The sequence below is a fragment of the Streptomyces sp. NPDC127114 genome (assembly GCF_042677525.1).
Classification (GTDB): Bacteria; Actinomycetota; Actinomycetes; order Streptomycetales; family Streptomycetaceae; genus Streptomyces.
Genome location: NZ_JBHXTJ010000002.1, coordinates 1 through 19559 on the forward strand (window position 1 = coordinate 1; position 19559 = coordinate 19559).

20 protein-coding genes are annotated in these 19559 nt (G+C 74.2%); 14 read left to right on the forward strand and 6 right to left on the reverse strand.

All coding sequences use genetic code 11. The features are described from left to right. Window positions 1-129: 129 nt before the first annotated feature. The 5 genes from fdxA (at window position 130) to ACFVGS_RS02220 (ending at window position 5319) form a co-directional block, all read left to right on the forward strand. Window positions 130-450, forward strand: coding sequence for a ferredoxin (fdxA, locus tag ACFVGS_RS02200; protein WP_384409624.1), 321 nt, complete (start codon window positions 130-132; stop codon window positions 448-450). Between the two features lie 228 nt (window positions 451-678). Beyond that, the gene (locus tag ACFVGS_RS02205) at window positions 679-1212 is read left to right on the forward strand and encodes a DUF6643 family protein (protein ID WP_384409626.1); all 534 of its coding nucleotides are present in this window, start codon (window positions 679-681) and stop codon (window positions 1210-1212) included. Between the two features lie 36 nt (window positions 1213-1248). After that, the gene (locus tag ACFVGS_RS02210) at window positions 1249-2082 is read left to right on the forward strand and encodes an MOSC domain-containing protein (protein ID WP_385689531.1); all 834 of its coding nucleotides are present in this window, start codon (window positions 1249-1251) and stop codon (window positions 2080-2082) included. Between the two features lie 114 nt (window positions 2083-2196). Then, window positions 2197-2802, forward strand: a complete 606-nt coding sequence (locus ACFVGS_RS02215) for a hypothetical protein (protein WP_384409630.1) — start codon at window positions 2197-2199, stop codon at window positions 2800-2802. A gap of 105 nt (window positions 2803-2907) precedes the next feature. Then, window positions 2908-5319 carry a right-handed parallel beta-helix repeat-containing protein gene (locus tag ACFVGS_RS02220; RefSeq protein ID WP_385689534.1) on the forward strand — a complete coding sequence of 804 codons (2412 nt, stop codon included), beginning with the start codon at window positions 2908-2910 and terminating at the stop codon, window positions 5317-5319. Here ACFVGS_RS02220 and ACFVGS_RS02225 read toward each other — a convergent pair. After that, the gene (locus ACFVGS_RS02225) at window positions 5289-7721 is read right to left on the reverse strand and encodes a hypothetical protein (RefSeq protein WP_385689537.1); all 2433 of its coding nucleotides are present in this window, start codon (window positions 7719-7721) and stop codon (window positions 5289-5291) included. The genes ACFVGS_RS02220 and ACFVGS_RS02225 overlap by 31 nt on opposite strands. A gap of 159 nt (window positions 7722-7880) precedes the next feature. Here ACFVGS_RS02225 and ACFVGS_RS02230 point away from each other — a divergent pair, with 159 nt between their 5' ends. From ACFVGS_RS02230 to ACFVGS_RS02240, 3 genes are read left to right on the forward strand one after another with little or no spacing between them, the layout of a single operon-like run. Continuing rightward, window positions 7881-8750, forward strand: a complete 870-nt coding sequence (locus ACFVGS_RS02230) for a DeoR/GlpR family DNA-binding transcription regulator (protein WP_385689540.1) — start codon at window positions 7881-7883, stop codon at window positions 8748-8750. Then, complete coding sequence (locus tag ACFVGS_RS02235) at window positions 8747-9184, forward strand: SRPBCC family protein (RefSeq protein WP_385689543.1); 438 nt, start codon at window positions 8747-8749, stop codon at window positions 9182-9184. Before ACFVGS_RS02230 ends, ACFVGS_RS02235 begins: the two co-directional genes overlap by 4 nt. A 54-nt stretch (window positions 9185-9238) precedes the next feature. Beyond that, entirely contained in the window at window positions 9239-9739 is a 501-nt protein-coding gene (locus ACFVGS_RS02240; protein WP_384409640.1) for an SRPBCC family protein, read from the forward strand. Here the strand turns inward: ACFVGS_RS02240 and ACFVGS_RS02245 are convergent. Continuing rightward, on the reverse strand, window positions 9699-10817 hold the full coding sequence (locus ACFVGS_RS02245) for a PLP-dependent cysteine synthase family protein (RefSeq protein WP_384409642.1): 1119 nt from the start codon (window positions 10815-10817) through the stop codon (window positions 9699-9701). The genes ACFVGS_RS02240 and ACFVGS_RS02245 overlap by 41 nt on opposite strands. A 228-nt stretch (window positions 10818-11045) precedes the next feature. Between ACFVGS_RS02245 and ACFVGS_RS02250 the strand changes: the two genes are divergently transcribed. Together ACFVGS_RS02250 and ACFVGS_RS02255 are read left to right on the forward strand one after the other, a co-directional pair. Next, the gene (locus ACFVGS_RS02250) at window positions 11046-11324 is read left to right on the forward strand and encodes a hypothetical protein (protein ID WP_384409644.1); all 279 of its coding nucleotides are present in this window, start codon (window positions 11046-11048) and stop codon (window positions 11322-11324) included. 352 nt (window positions 11325-11676) lie between these two features. Then, window positions 11677-12237, forward strand: coding sequence for an ATP-binding protein (locus ACFVGS_RS02255; RefSeq protein ID WP_384409646.1), 561 nt, complete (start codon window positions 11677-11679; stop codon window positions 12235-12237). A gap of 178 nt (window positions 12238-12415) precedes the next feature. Here the strand turns inward: ACFVGS_RS02255 and ACFVGS_RS02260 are convergent, their stop codons facing one another. Continuing rightward, on the reverse strand, window positions 12416-12715 hold the full coding sequence (locus tag ACFVGS_RS02260; RefSeq protein WP_384409649.1) for an SHOCT domain-containing protein: 300 nt from the start codon (window positions 12713-12715) through the stop codon (window positions 12416-12418). 171 nt (window positions 12716-12886) lie between these two features. On the opposite strand from ACFVGS_RS02260, the gene ACFVGS_RS02265 reads away from it, so the two are divergent. Beyond that, complete coding sequence (locus ACFVGS_RS02265; RefSeq protein WP_385689548.1) at window positions 12887-13513, forward strand: TetR/AcrR family transcriptional regulator; 627 nt, start codon at window positions 12887-12889, stop codon at window positions 13511-13513. A gap of 26 nt (window positions 13514-13539) precedes the next feature. After that, window positions 13540-14133 (forward strand): DUF4865 family protein, encoded by a 594-nt coding sequence (locus ACFVGS_RS02270; protein ID WP_385689551.1) that lies wholly within the window; start codon window positions 13540-13542, stop codon window positions 14131-14133. Window positions 14134-14478: 345 nt separating this feature from the next. Here the strand turns inward: ACFVGS_RS02270 and cpt are convergent, their stop codons facing one another. Genes cpt through ACFVGS_RS02285 form a run of 3 tightly spaced genes read right to left on the reverse strand, consistent with a single transcriptional unit; the run spans window position 14479 to window position 17108 of the window. Beyond that, the gene (gene cpt, locus ACFVGS_RS02275) at window positions 14479-15000 is read right to left on the reverse strand and encodes a chloramphenicol phosphotransferase CPT (RefSeq protein WP_385690016.1); all 522 of its coding nucleotides are present in this window, start codon (window positions 14998-15000) and stop codon (window positions 14479-14481) included. 54 nt (window positions 15001-15054) lie between these two features. Continuing rightward, window positions 15055-15864 carry an SAM-dependent methyltransferase gene (locus ACFVGS_RS02280; protein ID WP_384409655.1) on the reverse strand — a complete coding sequence of 270 codons (810 nt, stop codon included), beginning with the start codon at window positions 15862-15864 and terminating at the stop codon, window positions 15055-15057. Between the two features lie 11 nt (window positions 15865-15875). Continuing rightward, window positions 15876-17108 (reverse strand): ROK family protein, encoded by a 1233-nt coding sequence (locus tag ACFVGS_RS02285; RefSeq protein ID WP_384409657.1) that lies wholly within the window; start codon window positions 17106-17108, stop codon window positions 15876-15878. A gap of 293 nt (window positions 17109-17401) precedes the next feature. Between ACFVGS_RS02285 and ACFVGS_RS02290 the strand changes: the two genes are divergently transcribed. Further along, the gene (locus tag ACFVGS_RS02290; RefSeq protein WP_385689554.1) at window positions 17402-18676 is read left to right on the forward strand and encodes an MFS transporter; all 1275 of its coding nucleotides are present in this window, start codon (window positions 17402-17404) and stop codon (window positions 18674-18676) included. Between the two features lie 128 nt (window positions 18677-18804). After that, on the forward strand, window positions 18805-19539 hold the full coding sequence (locus ACFVGS_RS02295; protein WP_384409903.1) for a maleylpyruvate isomerase family mycothiol-dependent enzyme: 735 nt from the start codon (window positions 18805-18807) through the stop codon (window positions 19537-19539). Window positions 19540-19559: the final 20 nt, after the last annotated feature.

Consider the following 19559-nt stretch of genomic DNA (forward strand, 5'->3'; position numbering starts at 1 on the left):
ACGAGGCCATGAAGATCGCCGAACAGATGGAGAAGGACGGCGTCACGAGCGGCGAGCCCACCGTCTCCGTCGCCGGCTGACCCGGCCGCCACCGGACGTTCTCCCCCAGTGATTTGACGAGGAGTCACCATGACGTATGTCATCGCGCAGCCCTGCGTCGACGTGAAGGACAAGGCCTGCATCGACGAATGTCCGGTGGACTGCATTTACGAGGGCCGGAGGTCCCTGTACATCCACCCGGACGAATGCGTCGACTGCGGTGCCTGCGAGCCCGTCTGCCCCGTCGAGGCGATCTTCTACGAGGACGACCTCCCGGCGGAGTGGAAGGCGTACCGGACGGCGAACGCCGAGTTCTTCGACGAGCTCGGCTCGCCCGGCGGCGCCGCCGGTCAGGGACTCGTCGAGCGCGACCACCCCTTCGTCGGGGGACAGCCCGTCCGGGTGTCGTGAGTCCCCGGAAGCCGGTGACGAGCGGCAGTCCGGACGGGACCGGCCGGGCTGCCGCCACACCGCAGTTACTTCCGGTAATCCCGCGATAGCCGCGAGTTCCGGGTATGCCTTTTGTTAACGGGGCCTTTAACGATGTTTTGGCAGGTCAGCTGGCCAAAAACAGCGTAAATCGGATGACCCGGAGTTGGGGGCTCCCCAACCAGCACATCGTGGGCTTAACTTATGGCCATGACCTCCCCGCGCTCCACCTACGGAGGCGGTTACTACACCGCGCCGTCGTTCCCCGACACCCCGATCTACGACTCCCTCGTCGCAGAACGGGGCACGCCTCAGATCGCCCCGATCCGAGTGCCCTCCGCGTACGACACCGGCAACGGCTACTCCGGAAGCAGCAGCTATCTGCCGGCGCTGCCCGCGGCCCTGCCCGCCCTCCCGGCGGCGCCCACCCCGCAGCCCGCCCCCGCCTACGGCGGCCACGGCGGCTACGGCTATCCGCAGCCCGCGCCGCAGATGGCGCCCGCCGCCCACGCTCCGGCGACCCAGCTGATGGCCCCCGTGCCGCTGCAGCCCACGCCCACCCCGTACATCCCGCAGCAGCCCGCCGCCTCGCGCGGCTACGGCTATCCGGGCCCGCAGGCGCCGCAGCAGCCGCGCCCGGCGGCCGGCGGGTACGAGGCGATGCGCCCGGCGGCCCCGCGACCCGCCGCGCCCGCGCCGTACGAGGACCCGTACAACCGCCCGTACCAGGGCCGCGGATACTGATTCCCGGAGCGGCGGGGCGACTGGCAGGATGAGGGCATGCCGATTCCTGTTGTGCGCTCCGTCCACGTCCACCCGGTCAAGGCACTGCGCGGGTTCTCCCCCGCGGAGGCGGAGGTCGAGCCATGGGGACTGGCCGGCGACCGCCGCTGGACCGTGGTGGACACCGTGGGCAAGGTCGTCACCCAACGCCAGCACGCACGGCTGGCGTTGGCCGCGGCCGAGCTGCTCCCGGACGGCGGCGTCCGGCTGTCCGGGCCCGGTCGTGAGCCGCTGACGGTGGAGGTGCCGCGCCCCTCCGCGGCGGGCGGGACGGTCACGGTGGACGTCTTCGGCACGAAGGTCGAGGCGGTGCCCGCCGACCCCTCGGCGGACGCGTGGTTCCGCGCCTATCTGGGCGGCGACGTGCGGCTCGTCCACATGGACGACCCGGCCCGGCGCCGGCCCGTCGACCCCGACTACGCGCTGCCCGGCGAGACCGTCAGCTTCGCCGACGGCTATCCGCTGCTCGTCACCACCACCTCCTCGCTGGACGCCCTCAACTCCCTGATCGCCCAGGGCGATCACGCCGACGAGGGCCCCCTTCCCATGAACCGCTTCCGGCCCAACGTCGTCGTCGACGGCACCGCGCCGTGGGCCGAGGACGGCTGGCGGCGGCTCTCCATCGGCGACGTCGTGTTCCGGGTCGCCAGGAACTGCGGCCGGTGCGTGGTCACCACCACCGACCAGGGGACCGGTGAGCGCGGCAAGGAGCCGCTGCGCACCCTGGCCCGGCACCGCAAGGACGGCAGCCGGCTGATCTTCGGCCAGAACCTGGTCCCCGAGCAGCGCGGGATCATCCGGGTCGGCGACCCGGTCAAGATCCTCGACTGATTTGCCTCCCGACAGGCGCGGAACCCGCCCCCGGGGCACACTCGTTGGAAGAGCGGAAAACGCCGGGCGGCCCGGCCCGTTCCGGGCCGTCGACGAGACGAGGGGGTGCGGAGCGTGCGTGCAGCCACCGGGCTCTGGCGCTGGCGGCACAATCCCCTGCGCCGGACCACCGACCTGGTCGAGGCCTGGGTGGCCCTGACGGCCGCCCTGCTGCTGTGTCTGGCCGTGCCGGCGGCCGGCTGGGCCGCCGGGGTCTCCGCGAACACGTCGCTGCAGCGCTCGGTCCGCCTCCAGCACGAGGAGCGGGTCCCGACCGTCGCCCAGGTGGTGCGCGCCGCCACCGAGCGCAGCCCGGAGCGGAGCGCCGAGCTGGGCGAGGAGCAGCGACTGCGGCCCGCCGTCGTGGCGAACTGGACGGCGCCCGACGGCACCCCGCGCACCGGCACGGTGACCACCGCGCGGGAGCACGCGCATCCCGGTGACGTCTTCCCGCTGTGGACCGACCGCTCGGGGCGGGCCGTGACCCCGCCGATGCACCCCGAGACGGCCCGCGCCCACGCGCTGATCGCGGGGCTCACCGTGGCCCTGCTCGCCGGCTTCCTGGTCGAGACCGCGCGTCGGCTCGTCGTACACCGCCTGGTGCGGCGGCGGTACGCGCGTCTGGACCGGGCGTGGGCCCAGGTCGGTCCGGACTGGGGGCGCACGGGCACGGGCAGCTGACCTGGGGGCGGAGAGGCGGGCGACCCGTCAACTCGACGGCGCCGCGCGCGCTACGGTGGGGCATCGGTTCAGCGACGGCGCACGAGGTGGGGGCAGAGCACACCCATGGCACAGGGCACGGTCCAGGTGACGCACACCGGCACGTCGCGGTGGCGGCGCCGCACGGGCGAGTACCCCTCTCTCGCCGCCGCCCTGGAGGCCGCGGGCGACGGGGACGTCCTCACCGTGGCCCCGGGCACGTACCGGGAGAACCTGGTGGTCCACCGGGCCGTCACCCTGCGGGGCGGTGACGGTGCCGTCGGCTCGGTGCGGATCGCGCCCGCCGACGGGGTGCCGCTGACCGTGCGGGCCTCGGCCACCCTGCAGGACCTGCACATCGAGGGGCAGGACGCCGCCGCCCCGGCGCTGCTGGTCGAGGACGGCAGCCCGGAACTGCTCGACCTGCGGATCGTCACCCGCTCGGCGGCCGGGATCGAGGTGCGCGGCACGGCCCGGCCCACGGTCCGGCGGGCCACGGTCGACAACCCGGCGGGCGTCGGGATCGCCGTGCTCGACGGCGCGGGCGGGGTGTTCGAGGAGTGCGAGGTCGTCTCCGCCGGCCAGTCCGGCGTCTCCGTGCGCGGCGGCGCGCAGCCGCGGCTCGAACGGTGCCGGGTGCACCACGCCTCGGGCGCCGGGATCACCGTCACCGGCGAGGGCAGCGCGCTGGAGGGCATCGGCTGCGAGGTGTACGAGACCAAGGGCGCCGGGCTGCAGATCGCCTCCCGGGCCACCGCGCACCTCAGCGACTCCTCGGTGCACCGGACCTCCGCCGACGGCATCACCCTGGACACGGACGCGGTGCTCACCCTGTCCGACTGCGACATCCACGACGTGCCCGAGAACGCCGTGGACCTGCGCTCCCGCTCGGTGCTCACGCTGACCCGTTCGACGGTGCGGCGCTTCGGGCGCAACGGTCTGTCCGTGTGGGACCCGGGCACGCGGGTGGACGCGAACCGGTGCGAGATCCACGACAGCACGGGGGACTACCCGGCGGTCTGGGTGAGCGACGGCGCGACGGCCGTGCTGGACGCGTGCCGGGTCCACGACGTGCCCGACGCGCTGTTCGTGCTCGACCGCGGCTCGCGCGCCGACGTCGTCGACAGCGATCTGTCGCAGGTGCGGAACACGGCCGTGTCGGTGAGCGACGGGGCCACCGCCCAGCTGGACGACTGCCGGATCCGCGAGGCGTCCACGGGCGCCTGGTTCCGGGACCACGGCAGCGGCGGCACGCTGGGCGGCTGCACGATCGACGCCGTGCAGACCGGCGTCATCGTCACCAAGGGCGCCGACCCGACGATCGAGCGGTGCACGGTCACCTCTCCCGCCGAGGCCGGCTTCTACGTGTCGGCGGAGGGCCGCGGTTCCTTCCTCGGCTGCCGGGTGACCGGCAGCGGCGGGTACGGCTTCCACGTGATGGACGGCTGCCGGACCACGCTGCGCACCTGCCGTACGGAGCGGTGCGCGCGCGGCGGTTACGAGTTCCCCGAGGACGGGCCGGTCGTCGAGGACTGCACCAGCGACGAGAGCCAGCTGCGCGGCCACCCGGTGCCCCAGGCCGGCGGCGTCCTGACGGCGACCCGGTCGGGCGGGCTGCTCGACACGGTCCCCGCGCCCCGCTCCCCCGCCGTGTCGCCCGGTCCGGTGGCGCCGGCTCCGGCCGCCGCGCGCTCCTCGCAGGAGGTGCTCGGCGAACTGGACGCGCTGGTGGGCCTGGAGAGCGTCAAGCACGAGGTGCGGACGCTCACCAACATGATCGAGGTGGGCCGGCGCCGCCAGGAGGCCGGGCTGAAGGCGGTGTCCGCCCGTCGGCACCTGGTCTTCACCGGCAACCCGGGTACGGGCAAGACGACGGTGGCCCGGCTGTACGGCGAGGTGCTGGCCTCCCTCGGGGTGCTGGAGCGCGGGCACCTGGTCGAGGTCTCCCGGGTGGACCTGGTGGGCGAGCACATCGGCTCGACGGCCATCCGTACGCAGGAGGCCTTCGACCGGGCGCGCGGCGGGGTGCTGTTCGTGGACGAGGCGTACGCGCTGGCTCCCGAGGACTCGGGCAGGGACTTCGGCCGCGAGGCGATCGACACCCTGGTGAAGCTGATGGAGGACCACCGGGACGCGGTGGTGGTGATCGCGGCCGGGTACACGGCGGAGATGGAGCGCTTCCTGACCGTCAACCCGGGTGTGGCGTCCCGCTTCTCACGGACCATCAGCTTCTCGGACTACGAGCCGGAGGAGCTGCTGCGGATCGTCGAGCAGCAGGCGGAGGAGCACGAGTACCGGCTCGCGGAGGGCAGCGGCGAGGCGCTGGTGAAGTACTTCGCCGGGCTGCCGAAGGGCCCCACGTTCGGCAACGGCCGTACCGCGCGGCAGACGTTCGAGGCGATGGTGGAGCGGCACGCGGGCCGGGTCGCCGCGCTCGCGGAGCCGAGCACGGACGACCTGACCCTGCTCTATCCGGAGGACCTTCCCGAACTCGCCTGAGGGGCGGCGGTGTTGTCGCGCTGCCGGGGCAGTGCGGGCGGCAGCAGGTCGAGCAGTGCGGTGCGTGCTTCGTCGAAGGCCGGATCGGCCTGGTAGTCGGAGTGCCCCAGGATCGGTTCGGGCAGCGGGTGTTCGCGGGTGCGGCCGTACGCGACGGGGTCGAGCAGCTCGGCCCGGTCGACGGCCGGGCGGCCGTCCCGGGCGGGGACGCGGACGGGGCCGCCGATCGGGTCGGTGGCCCGGTACAGGTTGCTCCAGCAGTGCACGGTGCGGTGGAGGCCGCGCAGCGACTCGGGGCCGAAGTAGGCCGGGAACCAGCGCCCGTAGAGCCGTTCGAGCGGCGAGCCGTAGGTGAGCAGCGCGACCCGGCCGCGGGTGGCGGGCGGCAGCTGCCAGACCGCGGCGGCGGCGAGCACGCTGCCCTGGGAGTGGCCGGAGATGACGAGCCGGCCGCCGGTCCGCCGGGTCCAGGAGCTCATCCGCCAGGTGAGGTCGGGTACGGCGCGTTCGGCGTAGCAGGGCGGGGCGAAGGGGTGGGCGGCGCGCGGCCAGAAGGTGCCGACGTCCCAGAGGATGCCGATGGTGCGGCGCGCGGAGGCGTCCTTGTAGGCGCGGCGGCCCCAGGTGACGAAGAGGAGGGCGCCGAAGCCGATCATCCAGGAGCCGAGCGCCTGGGCGGCGGTGGCGGCCGAGGCGATCGCCGGGTGGGCGCCGTCGAAGGCCCGGCCCGGGACGTTCCCGCTGGCCCAGGCGCCGGCGACGGAGGCCGCGCCGAGGAGCAGGGTGGCGCCGGAGACGACGCCGATGAGGAGGGGCGCGGAGTCGGTGAGCCCGGCGCGGGCGCGGCTCGCGGCGATCTGGTCGGTGCGCAGCCGGTCCGGGTCGGCGGCTCCGTAGTCGGCGTCGACGGCGGTGCGGAGCCTGCGGGCGGCGAGCACGGTGCGGGCGGCGAGCAGCGCGGCGGGCACGACGAGCAGCAGGAGCAGGACGGGTATCACGGAGGCCTGCCAGCTGAGCAGGACGGGCGGTCCGGTGATGAGGCCGTCGCCGGTGCCGGGTGTGCCCGGGCCGTCGAGCCAGTCGGCGACCCGCTGGGCGACTCCGCCGGACATCACGCCGCCGAGGGCGCAGGCCAGCATGGCGGTGGCGGGGCCGCCCAGGCCGTACAAGGCGGTGCGGGGGTCGCGGCGGGGCCGGTGGAGGAGCAGGGCGACGGCGCCGAGGGCGACGACCAGGCCGCCCTGGGCGAGGGTGAGGACGCCGAAGACGGTGTTGCCGGGCAGGGTGCCGGCGGAGACCCAGCCGGGGCGGGACCAGGCGGTGTGCGCGGCGGTGAGCGCGAGGACCAGCAGGGCGGTGGCGGGCAGCCAGGAGACGAGGGCGCGTTCGATCCGCAGGTCGAGCCGGTTCTCGCTGCGGCCGCGGCGGCAGACCACCCACAGCACCAGGGCGGCGAGGACGCCGACGGCGCCCTGGAGGAGCCAGCCGAGGAGTTCTCGCGCGCCGCCGGCCGCGGCCCGGTGGTCCTGGCCTGCGGCGGCCGCGGCGAGGGCGGCGGCGACGGTGAGGAACCCGGCGGCGGTGTGGGCGGCGCGCAGCCGGGCGACGAGCCGGCGGCCGTACCAGAATCCTGGCCGGCCGAGGGCGGGCCGCAGTTCGACGGGAGTGGCGGCGGTGGGGCTGGCGGCGTCGGCGGCCTCGGTGTCGGAGCCGGCGGGCTCCTGCGCTCCGGGGGCCGGGTCGGCGGGTGCGTCGGGGTCGGCGTCGTAGCCGGTGGGCGGGCGCTGGGCCTCGTAGGCGCTCCAGGTCCGGTTGGAGAGGTACCAGAGCAGGCCGACGAGCGCCGTGGGGACGAGCGCGGCGAGCGCGAGGCGGCGGCCGGGCTGCGACCACCAGCCGCCGCGCTCGGCGGAGAGGAAGCCGAGCCAGGAACGCTGTCCGGCACAGGCGCCGGAGCCCGCGCACTGCCAGGCCGTGAGGTCGAGGGCGACCTCGCAGGCCGCGGCGGTGAGGAGCACGGTGAGGGTGAGCGCGACGAGCCGGACCAGGACGCCGTAGAGGCGGACGAGCCGGGCGCGGCCCTCGGTGGGCGGGCGCATCCAGTGGGCGAGGTTGGCGACCATGAACGGCAGGAGCAGCAGCCACAGGGCGCGGGCGCCGTTCCCGGAGGTCAGGTTGGACCAGCAGTACGCCTCCGGGACCGGCCGGTCCGCGTACCGCTCGGGGTGGTCCTCGGCGTCGACGTCGTCCCTGCGGCGGTGCATCGCCGCGGTCCGGTCACCGGTGACCCGCACCGTGCGCGGGTCGTCCAGCATGTCGGCCGCGGTGGCTCCGCCCACGCCGTGGACGAGCAGTTCGAGCGCCGCACCCCCGCTCTGCGGGTCGGGTGGGGCAGGGGACACTTCGGGGACTCGCTTCCTGAGTGGGAGGATCGAGGTGGGAGGATTCGACGGCAGGCACCAGGATCGCGGAAGGCGGCGCCCGACGGGACCGCTCTCACCGAATCCGACGCCCCTTTACCCGATTTCCTGGATTCCCCTCGGAAAGGACCGGCACCGGCGGTGAGTGACAATCAGAACCTCCTCGCGGAGCAGCGGCGCGCCCTGATTCTCGACGAGGTGCGCCGTCGCGGAGGCGTACGGGTCAACGAGCTGACCCGCCGTCTCAACGTCTCCGACATGACGGTCCGCCGGGACCTGGACGCGCTGGCCCGGCAGGGCATGGTGGCCAAGGTGCACGGCGGCGCGGTGCCGGTGGTCGAGACGAGCACGCACGAGCCGGGCTTCGAGGCGAAGTCGGAGCTCGAGCTGGGCGCCAAGGAGGAGATCGCCCGGGCCGCGGCGCGGATGGTGCGCCCGGGGACGGCCATCGCGCTGTCGGGCGGTACGACGACGTACGCGCTGGCGCGGCACCTGCTGGACGTGCCGGACCTGACGGTGGTGACGAACTCGGTGCGGGTCGCGGACGTGTTCCACGAGGCGCAGCCGGCGGGCTCCGGCGCGGAGCCGCGGCCCGGGGCGGCGACGGTGGTGCTGACGGGCGGGGTGCGGACGCCGTCGGACGCGCTGGTGGGTCCGGTGGCGGACCAGGCGATCCGTTCGCTCCACTTCGACGCGCTGTTCCTCGGCGTGCACGGCATCTCGGTGGAGGCCGGTCTGTCGACGCCCAACCTGGCGGAGGCGGAGACCAACCGGCGTCTGGTCCGCTCGGCGCGTCGGGTGGTGGTGGTCGCGGACCACACCAAGTGGGGGACGGTGGGCCTGAGTTCCTTCGCGACGCTGGACGAGGTGGACACGCTGGTGACGGACCGGGGCGTGTCGGAGCGGGTGCGCGAGGAGATGGCGGAGCATCTGCCGGGTCTGGTGGTGGCGGGCGAGGAGGACGCGGACGAGGGGCCCGAGGGCCCGGACGCGGCGGGCGCGGCGGAGTGAGCCGGTTCCGGATCGAGCGGGTCACGGCGTTGCCGCCCGCCGAGGCGTGGCGGCGGCTGACGGACTGGCCGGCGCACGGTGAGCTGGTCCCGTTGACCCGCACGAGGGTCCTGACGCCGGGCCCGGACCGGGTGGGCACCCGTTTCACGGCGCGCACGGGCGTCGGCCGGTTCGGCTTCGACGACCCGATGGAGGTGGTGCGCCTGGAGCCGCCCGCACCGGGCCGTACGGGTGTGTGCCGGCTGGTGAAGCGGGGCCGGGTGGTGCGCGGCCGGGCCTCGTTCGAGGTGTCCGGGACGGCCTCGGGCGGCAGCCTCGTGGTGTGGGTCGAGGAGCTGCGGGTGTGGGGCGTGCCGGCCGTTCTCGACCCGGCGCTGGCGGCGGCGGGACGGCTCGTGTTCGGACGCGCGCTCGACGGACTGCTGCGTAACTGACGGGTTGTCAGTTACGGTGGTGGGCCCACGACCCGTCCGACGGGAGGAACGGCCATGCCACGCCGACTCCGGCCGGTGGAGCTCGACTTCACCGAGTCAGCACCTCTTCGCCTGGTGTTCACCGCCGACCTGACCGCTCCGCCCGCCGCGGTCTACCGCTCGCTCGCGGTGGAACTGGGCAGTACTCCCGCGTGGTTCACCGCGGTCACGGCCGCGACGCCCACCGACGGCGGCGCCGGGAGGACGGTCCGGCTGCGCGGCGGGATCGAGTTCCGCGAGACGATCCTGGCGAGCGACCCGGCCGTCCGTTACGCGTATCGGGTCGACGAGACCAACGCGCCGGGCGTCACCGCCCTCCTGGAGGAGTGGGCCCTCTCCCCCGCCGCGGACGGCACCCGGGTCCGCTGGACCATGGCGGTCGACGGCAACGGGGCGTGCAGGACGGTCATGCGGCTGGCCCGGCCGGGCGTCGGCAGGTCGTTCCGCGACGCGATGCGCAGCCTGGACCGGCGGCTCACTCCGGCCAGACTCCCGTCGCAAGGAACTGCTCGATAGCCGCGCTGTACGGCGTGATGTCGAGGCCCTGCCCGGCCAGCCACTCGTCCGAGTAGTACTTGTCGAGGTAGCGCTCGCCCGGGTCGCAGATGAGGGTGACGACGCTGCCGGTGCGCCCGTCGGCGACCATCTCGGCGACGATCTTCAGCGCGCTCCACAGGCCGGTGCCGGTGGAGCCGCCCGCCTTGCGGCCGATGGCGGTCTCCAGGGCGCGCACGGCGGCCACGCTCGCCGCGTCGGGCACCTTCATCATGCGGTCGACGGCGCCGGGCACGAAGCTCGGCTCCATGCGGGGCCGGCCGATGCCCTCGATGCGCGAGCCGCAGTCGGCGGTGGCGTCCGGGTCCTCGTGCACCCAGCCGTCGAAGAAGCAGGAGTTCTCGGGGTCGGCCACGCAGATGCGGGTGTCGTACTGCATGTAGTGGACGTAGCGGGCGATGGTCGCCGAGGTGCCGCCGGTGCCGGCCGTGGCGACGATCCACGCGGGCTCGGGGTAGCGCTCCAGCTTCAGCTGCTGGTACATCGACTCGGCGATGTTGTTGTTGCCGCGCCAGTCGGTGGCCCGTTCGGCGTAGGTGAACTGGTCCATGTAGTGGCCGCCGGTGCGCGCGGCGAGGGCGGCGGCCTCCTCGTACATCGTCCGCGAGTCGTCGACGAAGTGGCACTGCCCGCCGTGGAACTCGATGAGCCGGCACTTCTCGGGGCTGGTGGTGCGGGGCATGACGGCGATGAAGGGGACGCCGATCAGCTTGGCGAAGTACGCCTCGGACACGGCCGTCGAGCCGCTGGAGGCCTCGATGACGGGCGCGCCGGGCCGGATCCAGCCGTTGCACAGGCCGTAGAGGAACAGGGAGCGGGCGAGCCGGTGCTTGAGGCTGCCGGTGGGGTGGGTCGACTCGTCCTTGAGGTACAGGTCGATGCCCCAGCTCTCGGGCAGCGGGAAGCGCAGCAGATGGGTGTCGGCCGAGCGGTTGGCGTCGGCGTGGACCTTGCGGACGGCCTCCTTCAGCCAGGAGCGGTACGCGGCGTCGCTGCGGTCGACGTCGACGGTGGCCATCGGGCTTGCGGTGCTGGTCATGCGTGCGTGCCTCTTCTCGTGCTGCCCCGGGGATTGCCCACGGGCTTGCCCAGGCGTTGCCCAGAGGGTCGCCCACCACTCGACAATACCGCTCTCACCTGGGCAAACGTTCCCTTTGAGGCTCCATAGGAGTGCCTTGCAGTCGCCGGTGCCGAGGGCGTTCTGGTGCCGGTGGCCGCGGCCCGGCACACTGGGGGCAGGCATTCTGCGCGAAGGGGGCGGAGCACCATGTCGGAGCCCGAGTTCACGGCCACGGGGGTACGCATCGACCGCTGGCCCCGTTCACTGACCCGTGCGGGCGAGGTCCGCATCGAGGACGGGCGGCTGTCGCTCCTGACGAGTTACGGCAGCGAGATCGACAGCGCGCCGCTGGGCAAGGTCCGCGCGGGCCGGCCCTGGTTCGCCGGGCCCGACGAGGCGGTGGCGACGGTGAACGGCACCCGCTACCGGATCTCGGGCTCCGGCCGCCTGCTCGAAGCCCTGAAGAAGGCCACGACGAACTCCTGACCGAGCCCGAACGTGTACGGCCCGAGCCGTTACGAGTGACCGGCCGGAACCGCCACACGTGTCCGGCCCAGGCCACCGGACGTATACGGCCCGGGCCACCGAACGTGTACGGCCCGAGCCGCCAGACGTGTCCGATCCGGGCCGTGAGACGCCCGCACTCCGGGCCGCGACACGGCTCTGACCTGCGCGTTGTCGCCGCAAGTTGCGGCGTCGTCACCACTGGTTCACCCTGGAACCACCTCACCGAGGGTTTACCGGCGGTGACGCTGCGAACCAGCCACCGTCCTGCTACACCGCATGACAGATCCGAACCTCCGTCTTCTTCCGGACCTCACTTCGGGGAGTCGCAGCCGTGATCAGCGAGCCCAGCAGGTACTGCACGGTGGAGCTCCAGGCCCTGCCGTCGCGGATCGGTCAGGTCCGCAGAATCGTTTCGGCGCACTTGCGCCACTGGCAGCTCGACGCCTTGATCGACCATGCCACGCTCGGTGTCACCGAGCTCCTGACCAATGTCCACCGGCACGCCCAGCCGGACAAGACGTGCACCGTCGAGGTCGAGCTGCTCCTCGACCGGCTCACCGTCTCCGTCCGCGACAACGATCCCCGGATACCGGACGTCGCCGAACCCTGCGCCACGAACGACGAGTTCGCGACCTCCGGACGCGGCCTCGCCATCATCGCGGCGATGAGCGAGAGCTGGGGCGCCCGCCCGCACGGCGACTCCGGCAAGGTCGTCTGGTTCACGCTCCAGGCACCCGCCCCTGCCGTCGCCCCGCCCCTGCGCGACCATGTCGTCCACGGCGCCACGACCGTCGGCCCGTTCGCCGACCTCCCGTTGGAGCCGGTCCCGTTCGGCCTGCCGAACGAGCCGATGCGTACGCCCGCGGCGGCGCGCCCGGCCCTGACGTACTGAGGGGCACGCTCACTGACGCGCCGACGTTCCGACGCGCACACCTCGTACGGGCGACACCGGCGGCGTCGCCCGTACGAGGTGTCCCCTCACTCCACGACGTCCGGAGTGCCGGCGAAGGCCCGGGGCACGGCGACCCGGGCTGCGGCGCGGCGGGTGGCGGCCGGGAGGGCGGTCGTGGTCATGCCCGCCGCCCCTTGTCCCCGCCGAGCCGGCCGAACTGCTCCTCCAGGACGGTCAGCCGGCGCCAGTACTCGTCCTCGTCGATCTCGCCGGCCGCGAAGCGGTGGCCGAGCAGCGCGATCGGCGAGCGCTCGTCGACGCCGGCGGACGGGCCGGGGCCGCCGAGGAAGCCGGGGCCGTGGTGGCGGCGCCGGCCGAAGCGGCGCAGGACGGCGACCACGGTGACGATCACGGCCGCCCAGACGAGCGGGAAGAAGAGGACCCAGGGGCCTGGGCCCGCGTGGGCGAAGGTGTTCATCGTCGTTCAGCTCCTCGTACGTGCGTGGCTTCGGTGACGCTTCGAGACTCGCTCCGCAGGGGCCCCCGGGTCGTCGTACGGCCAGCGGCTTCGCGCGTACGACGACGGGAGTAGGAGGAGGCCGGGCGGCTGCTCCTGGAGTCTGTACCTACTGGTATGTACGGTGACTGCATGAGTACGCGTACGGGCGCGAGCACGTCCACCGGTCCTGCCACGAGCGCGGGCGCAGCCACGAGCGCGCCCGAGCGCCTGGTCGAGGCCACTCGCGAGCTGCTGTGGGAGCGCGGCTACGTCGGCACCAGCCCCAAGGCCATCCAGCAGGCGGCCGGAGCGGGCCAGGGCAGCATGTACCACCACTTCGCCGGCAAGCCCGACCTGGCCCTCGCCGCCATCCGGCGCACCGCGGACGAGATGCGGGCGGGCGCCGAGCGGGTGCTCGGCGGGCAGGGGACGGCGTACGCCCGGATCGAGGCGTATCTGCTGCGCGAGCGCGACGTGCTGCGCGGCTGCCCTGTGGGGCGGCTGACGATGGATCCCGACGTGATCGCGAGCGACGAGCTGCGCGCGCCGGTGGACGAGACGCTGGACTGGCTGCGCGGCCGGCTCGCCGGAATCGTCCAGGAGGGCCTGGACACAGGGGAGTTCGACGGTCCGCTGAGCGCCGACGAGATCGCGTCGACGGTCGTCGCGACCGTCCAGGGCGGCTACGTCCTCGCCCGCGCCTCCGGCTCCGCCGCCGCCTTCGACACCGCCGTACGCGGACTGCTCGCGCTGCTGAGCCCCCGTACCCGTCACTGACCGACAGCGAGCCGAGGAGCCGAACCGTGCACGCCATGCAGTACGACATCACGCTGCCCGCCGACTACGACATGGAGATCATCCGCAAGCGGGTCGCGACCCGGGGCCATCTCCTGGACGATTTCCCCGGGCTCGGCCTCAAGGCGTACCTGATGCGCGAGCGCGAGGACGGCTCGCCGGTCAACCAGTATGCGCCGTTCTACCTCTGGGCCCGCGCTGCCGGGATGAACGACTTCCTGTGGGGCCCCGGCTTCCAGGGCATCGTGAACGACTTCGGCCGGCCCGTGGTCCAGCACTGGACGGTGCTCGCGTACGACGAGGGCCCGGCGGCCGCGGCATCGCCGCGCGGCGCGACCCGGCAGCGCCGTCCGCTGCCCGACGGCGTCCCGCCCGCCGAGGCGATCGCCGCCGAACTCGACCGCCACGCCCGGGAGTCGACGGACGAGGGCGTGGTGGCACGGGCGCTCGCCGTCGACCCGCGCCACTGGGAACTGCTGACCTTCACGCTGTGGGCCGAAGCGACCCCGGCAGCGGCACCGGACGAGCCGGTCGACCGCTTCCAGGTGCTGCACCTGTCGGCGCCGGGCCGGCGGGACCTCCCGCACGGCCGGCTGTGGTGAGGCGGCTGGCCGGCTGAACCGGCTCGTCTCGTGAACCGGCTCGTCTCGTGAACCGGCTCGTCTCGTGAACCGGCTCGTCGGCTGAACCGGCTGGTCGACTACTCCGGTTGGTCGACTGCGCTCGGCTGGTCCGCTACTCCCGGCTGGTCGACCGCGCTGGACTGGTCGACTACTCCGGTTGGTCGATCGCGCTCGGCTGGTCGACTGCTCCCCGTTGGTCGACCCCGCTCAACTGGCCGACCACTCCCGGCTGGTCGACCGCACTCAACTCGTCGGCCACTCCCGGTTGGTCGACTGCGCGCGGCGGGTCGCGCGCAGTCGACCGCGGCGCCCGGCGGGCGCCGGTCAGCCGACGCGCGCGGCGACGGCCCGGGCGCAGTCGACGGACTCGGCGTGCGAGGTGTCAACCTCCAGGTCGTAGCTCACGCCCTCGTGGACGAGGTCCGCCTGCAGGGCGGCCATGCCGGGGGTGCGGTCGCCACGGGCGACCTCGCGGGCTGCGGCGACCTCGGCGTCGCAGCGGACGCCGACCCAGAGCACGTCCAGGCCGGCGGTGGCCTCGCGCCAGCGTTCCTGGGAGGCGGCGCCGCCGAGGAAGACGTCGTCGACGACGATCCGGGCGCCCGCCCGGACCATCGCCACGACGCCCGTCGTCCAGGCCTTCTCCAGGACCCGGAACTCCGCCCCGACGCTCACACCGCCGTCCTCGGCGAACTCGATCCCGCCCTCCGCGCCCTGCAGCTTCTCCGGCAGCGCGTCGACGAAGTCGTCGACGCTGAAGGCCAGCCAGTGGCCGGGCAGTACGTCCTGGAGGCAACGGGCCATCCGGGACTTCCCGGAGCTGGAACCGCCGTTCAGAATGATCATCTGGGTCGTCACGGCGTCACCCTAGGGCGCACGAGGAGCGGAGCCCAGCGGATTTCAGCCGACCGGCACCAGCGTCAGATAGGCGATGCCGAGGACGGAGCGGTAGCCGAGCCACTGCCCGCGCTGGCGGTCGACCCGGGCGCGGGTCTCCGCGGCGAGCGGGTGGTCCGGGTGGGCGGCGAGCCAGACCTCGGTGGCGTGCCGGTAACCGGACTCGAACTCCTCCCACTCCTCAGGGCTCGCGGTCTCGATCCAGGCCGGGCGGAAGCCCGCCTCGATCGCGAGGTCGACGAGGCCGTCGAGCGTGGGGTGGTCGTCGACACCGGCGCCGGGCCACATCCGGGCGAGGTCGGCGTCGGTGGGAACGCGCTGCCAGAAGCCCTCGCCGAGCACGACGCGTCCTCCGGGCCGTACCAGGCGGCGCAGTTCGCGCAGCACGACGGCCAGGTCGTACGGCGCCTCGGGGTCGCACAGCGCCTGGCCGGAACCGAGGCAGAGCACGGCGTCGGCGGGGCCGCGGGTCGTGCCGAACCCGGACTCCTCGACGTACTCGACGCGGTCGGCGAGACCACGCTCGGCGGCGAGGCGGCGGCCGAGCGCGAGGTCGGCGCCGTTGATGTCGATGCCGAGCCCCTTGGCCTCGGGGGCGGCGTCGAGGACGCGCAGCAGCAACTCACCCCAGCCGCAGCCGATGTCGAGGACGGTGGCCGGCGAGGCGGCGGCGAGGCGGCCGATCATGCGGGCAGCGCGGTCCTCGGAGAGCGGGCCGTGGAAGGTGAGGCCGGTGCCGAGCGCCGGCGGCGCGGAGGCGTCCGCGCCGGCCGGGGACGAGGTGCGCACGGGATCGATCTTGGGTTCGGTCATGGAGCGCGACCTTACTCGGCGTCGACCGTGCCGCCCAGTGCTTTAAGGGGATCGTCGAGGACGGGCTGCCAGGCGAGTTCGGCGGCACCGACCAGGCTGTTGTGGTCGAGGGTGCACGGCAGGATCGGCACGCCGCCGCTGCGACCCCACAGGCTGCGGTCGGCGACGACGGCGCGAAGCCGTACGGGGTCGGCGCCGAGGAGTTCGCGGTGGAGGCCGCCGAGGATGATCCGGTCGGGGTTGAGGATGTTGACCAGTCCGGCGAGGCCCAGGCCGAGCCGGTCGATCAGCTCCTCGGTGGCGGCGCGGACCCCGGGGTCGTCGCGGTGGTCGCGGAGCAGGTCGCGGGCCTGCTGGAGGAGGGAGACCTCGGGTCCCGGCGCGCGGCCCGCGACGGTGAGGAAGGCGAGCGGGTCGGTCTCGACGTCGAGGCAGCCGCGCGAACCGCAGTGACAGGGGCGGCCCTCGGGGTTGACGGTGAGGTGGCCGACCTCCAGGGCGAGTCCCGAACTCCCGGTGTGCAGGCGGCCGTCGAGGACGAGCGCGCCTCCGACGCCCCGGTGTCCGGTGGCGACGCAGAGCAGGTCCCGGGCGCCGCGCCCCGCGCCGTGGCGGTGCTCGGCGAGGGCCGCCAGGTTGACGTCATTGCCGGTGAAGGCGGGACCCTCGATGCCGGCGGCGCGGACCTGCTCGGCGAAGATCTCGCGGACCGGAGCGCCGGCCGGCCACGCCAGGTGGAGCGGGTTGAGGGCGGTGCCCTCGGGCTCGGCGACGGCGGAAGGCGCGGCGAGCCCGGCGCCGACGCAGCGGCGCCCGCTGGCGCGGAGCAGCGCGGCCCCGGCCTCGACGACCGCGCCGAGCACCTGGGCCGGGTCCTCGGAGACCGTGACGCAGCCGGGGGCGGTGGCCTCGATGGTGCCGCCGAGTCCGACGAGGGCGGCGCGGAAGCCGTCGGCGTGGACCTGGGCGGCGAGGGCGACGGGGCCCTTCTCGTCGATGGCAAGACGGTGCGAGGGGCGGCCCTGGGAGCCTGCGGCGGCTCCTGGGTTGGAGTCGACGCGGATGAGGCCGAGGGCCTCTAGCTCGGCGGCGACGGCGCCGGCGGTGGCCCGGGTGACGCCGAGCTCCGCGGTGAGCACGGCGCGCGTCGGGGCCCGGCCCGTGTGCACGAGTTCGAGCGCGGGTCCGAGCGCGCTGCGCCCCCTGTCCAGCCGAGTCCGGGTCGTCGTCGCCTTGCCGTTCATGGGCCCGAGTCTCCCATGATCGCCCGCCCCGGGGCGCCCGCCTCCCGACTTCGGGCCTTCCGGCCCGATCCGCCGACCGGCCTGAAGGCCGGTTCCGCCCTCATCCGACGGTTCCGCTCCCGCGGCCGGCCCGTCGTGCCGTTCCGTTTCCGCGGCCCGCCGTCGTGCCGTACGGCTGCCAAGCGGCCCGTCCGTCGTGCCGTTCCGTTTCCGTGGCCCGTCGTCGTGCCCGTACCGGGGCGTGCGGGACCGGCGGGTTGAATCCGCCGGGCGGAGGCCCCTATCCTGAGTTTGTGCCGCTACTAAACAAAGTACGGACGGCCGTATCGGGGGGACCCGGCGGAGACACCGCCTCCCTCTCCCTGACCCGCCTCCGCGTCGCCCTGACCCTCTTCTTCGCCCTGGACGGCTTCCTCTTCGCCGGCTGGGTGGTCCGCATCCCTGCCATCAAGCAGCAGACCGGTGCGTCCGCCGGTGACCTCGGACTCGCGCTGCTCGGCGTGTCCGCCGGAGCCGTCGTCACCATGACGCTCACCGGACGCCTCTGCCGCCGTTACGGCAGCCACGCCGTCACCGTCGCCACCGCCGTCCTGCTCTCGCTCTCGCTCGCGCTGCCGCCGCTCACCCGCTCCCCGCTCGCCCTGGGCCTGGTCCTGCTCGTCTTCGGCGCGGCGTACGGCGGCATCAACGTCGCCATGAACAGCGCGGCCGTCATCCTCGTGGCCGCGCTCCGCAGGCCCGTGATGCCGAGCTTCCACGCCGCCTTCAGCCTCGGCGGCATGCTGGGCGCCGGACTCGGCGGCCTTGTCGCCGCCGGGCTCTCCCCCACCGCGCACCTGCTCTGCCTCACCGCCGCCGGTCTCGTCCTCACGGCCGTCGCCGGCCCCGTACTCCTGCGCCACCCCTCCCCCGCACCGCCCGAGGCTCTTCCGGCGAGGTCGGCCGGCGGGGCGCGGTCCGGCGAGACGCGGTCCGGTCAGGCACGATCCGGCGAGGCACGGTCGGGGGCGCGTGGAACCGTCCTCGTCTTCGGCGTGATCGCGCTGTGCACCGCGTACGGCGAGGGCGCACTGGCCGACTGGGGCGCCCTGCACCTGGCGCAGGACCTGCACGCGCACCCGGGCGTGGCGGCCGCCGGCTACTCGCTCTTCGCCCTCACGATGACCGCCGGCCGGCTCTCCGGCACCGCCCTGCTCGAACGCCTCGGCCAGACCCGCACCCTGGTCGCCGGCGGGCTCACCGCCGCCGCGGGCATGCTGCTCGGCGCGCTCGCGCCGACCGTCTGGGCGGCCCTGCTGGGCTTCGCGGTCACCGGCCTCGGCCTCGCCAACATCTTCCCGGTCGCCGTGGCGCGCGCCGGCGCCGTCGCGGGGCCGAGCGGCGTCGCCACCGCCTCCACGCTGGGCTACGGCGGCATGCTGCTCGGGCCGCCGTCCATCGGTTTCCTGGCCGACTGGTTCTCGCTGCCGGTCGCCCTCACCACGGTCGCGGTGCTCGCCGCCGGGGCCGCCGCGATGGGGCTCGCGACGCGCGGCAACAGGGCGGGCGGCCCCGCGCGGACCACGTAGGGACAGCCGGGAACGGCGCAGGGGGCGCGGAGGACGCAGACGCCGCCGAGAACGCGGAGGGGTGGTGTGGTGGGGAAAATCCGCCTGAGTTCCCGCGCCCGGGCGACATAATCCGCGGCATGGACACCCTGAGCATCGACACGCACATCGACGCGCTCGACACGGCGGGCAAGGCGCTTCTGGAAGCCGCGGCGGCGGCCGGGCCCGACGCCGAGGTCGCGACCTGCCCAGGCTGGCGGGTGCGCGACCTGCTGCGGCACACCACGACGGTCCACCGCTGGGCCACCGGGTTCGTCGCCGAGGGCCACGCCGCACCCCGCCCGATCAGCGGCGAGACCGATCTCGACGGCGACGCGCTCCTCTCGTACACCCGCGAGAACCACGCCCGGCTCGTCGAGGCCCTCCGCGAGGCGCCCGGCGGTCTGGAGTGCTGGACCTTCATGCCCGCCCCTTCGCCGCTGGCCTTCTGGGCGCGGCGCCAGGCACACGAGACGACCGTGCACCGGGCGGACGCCGAGTCGGCGCTCGCCGGCGGCCCCGGCCCCGTCGACCCGGCGCTCGCCGCCGACGGCGTGGACGAGCTGCTGCGCTCCTTCCACGCCCGTGACCGCAGCCGGGTCCGCACCGAGGAACCGCGCGTCCTGCGGATCCGCGCCACCGACACCGGTGACGTGTGGACCGTACGACTGTCCCCGGAGGTGCCGCACACCGTACGGAACGCTGACGGCCCGGCCGACTGCGAGCTGAGCGGGCCTGCCGACCGGCTCTATCTGACGCTGTGGAACCGGCTGCCGCAGGAGTCCGTGACCGTCACGGGCGACGCGTCGCTCGCCCGGCTGTGGCGGGAGAACTCGGCCGTGTAGCGGACGCCGCGGGGTTCATG

What these genes read in the sequence shown, in the direction of transcription:
- fdxA (WP_384409624.1), top strand. Translation starts at nt 130, where the DNA reads ATGACGTATGTCATCGCGCAGCCCTGCGTCGACGTGAAGGACAAGGCC.
- ACFVGS_RS02205 (WP_384409626.1), top strand. Translation starts at nt 679, where the DNA reads ATGACCTCCCCGCGCTCCACCTACGGAGGCGGTTACTACACCGCGCCG.
- ACFVGS_RS02210 (WP_385689531.1), top strand. Translation starts at nt 1,249, where the DNA reads ATGCCGATTCCTGTTGTGCGCTCCGTCCACGTCCACCCGGTCAAGGCA.
- ACFVGS_RS02220 (WP_385689534.1), top strand. Translation starts at nt 2,908, where the DNA reads ATGGCACAGGGCACGGTCCAGGTGACGCACACCGGCACGTCGCGGTGG.
- ACFVGS_RS02240 (WP_384409640.1), top strand. Translation starts at nt 9,239, where the DNA reads ATGCCACGCCGACTCCGGCCGGTGGAGCTCGACTTCACCGAGTCAGCA.
- ACFVGS_RS02245 (WP_384409642.1), bottom strand. Translation starts at nt 10,817, where the DNA reads ATGACCAGCACCGCAAGCCCGATGGCCACCGTCGACGTCGACCGCAGC.
- ACFVGS_RS02250 (WP_384409644.1), top strand. Translation starts at nt 11,046, where the DNA reads ATGTCGGAGCCCGAGTTCACGGCCACGGGGGTACGCATCGACCGCTGG.
- ACFVGS_RS02260 (WP_384409649.1), bottom strand. Translation starts at nt 12,715, where the DNA reads ATGAACACCTTCGCCCACGCGGGCCCAGGCCCCTGGGTCCTCTTCTTC.
- ACFVGS_RS02265 (WP_385689548.1), top strand. Translation starts at nt 12,887, where the DNA reads ATGAGTACGCGTACGGGCGCGAGCACGTCCACCGGTCCTGCCACGAGC.
- cpt (WP_385690016.1), bottom strand. Translation starts at nt 15,000, where the DNA reads ATGATCATTCTGAACGGCGGTTCCAGCTCCGGGAAGTCCCGGATGGCC.
- ACFVGS_RS02280 (WP_384409655.1), bottom strand. Translation starts at nt 15,864, where the DNA reads ATGACCGAACCCAAGATCGATCCCGTGCGCACCTCGTCCCCGGCCGGC.
- ACFVGS_RS02285 (WP_384409657.1), bottom strand. Translation starts at nt 17,108, where the DNA reads ATGAACGGCAAGGCGACGACGACCCGGACTCGGCTGGACAGGGGGCGC.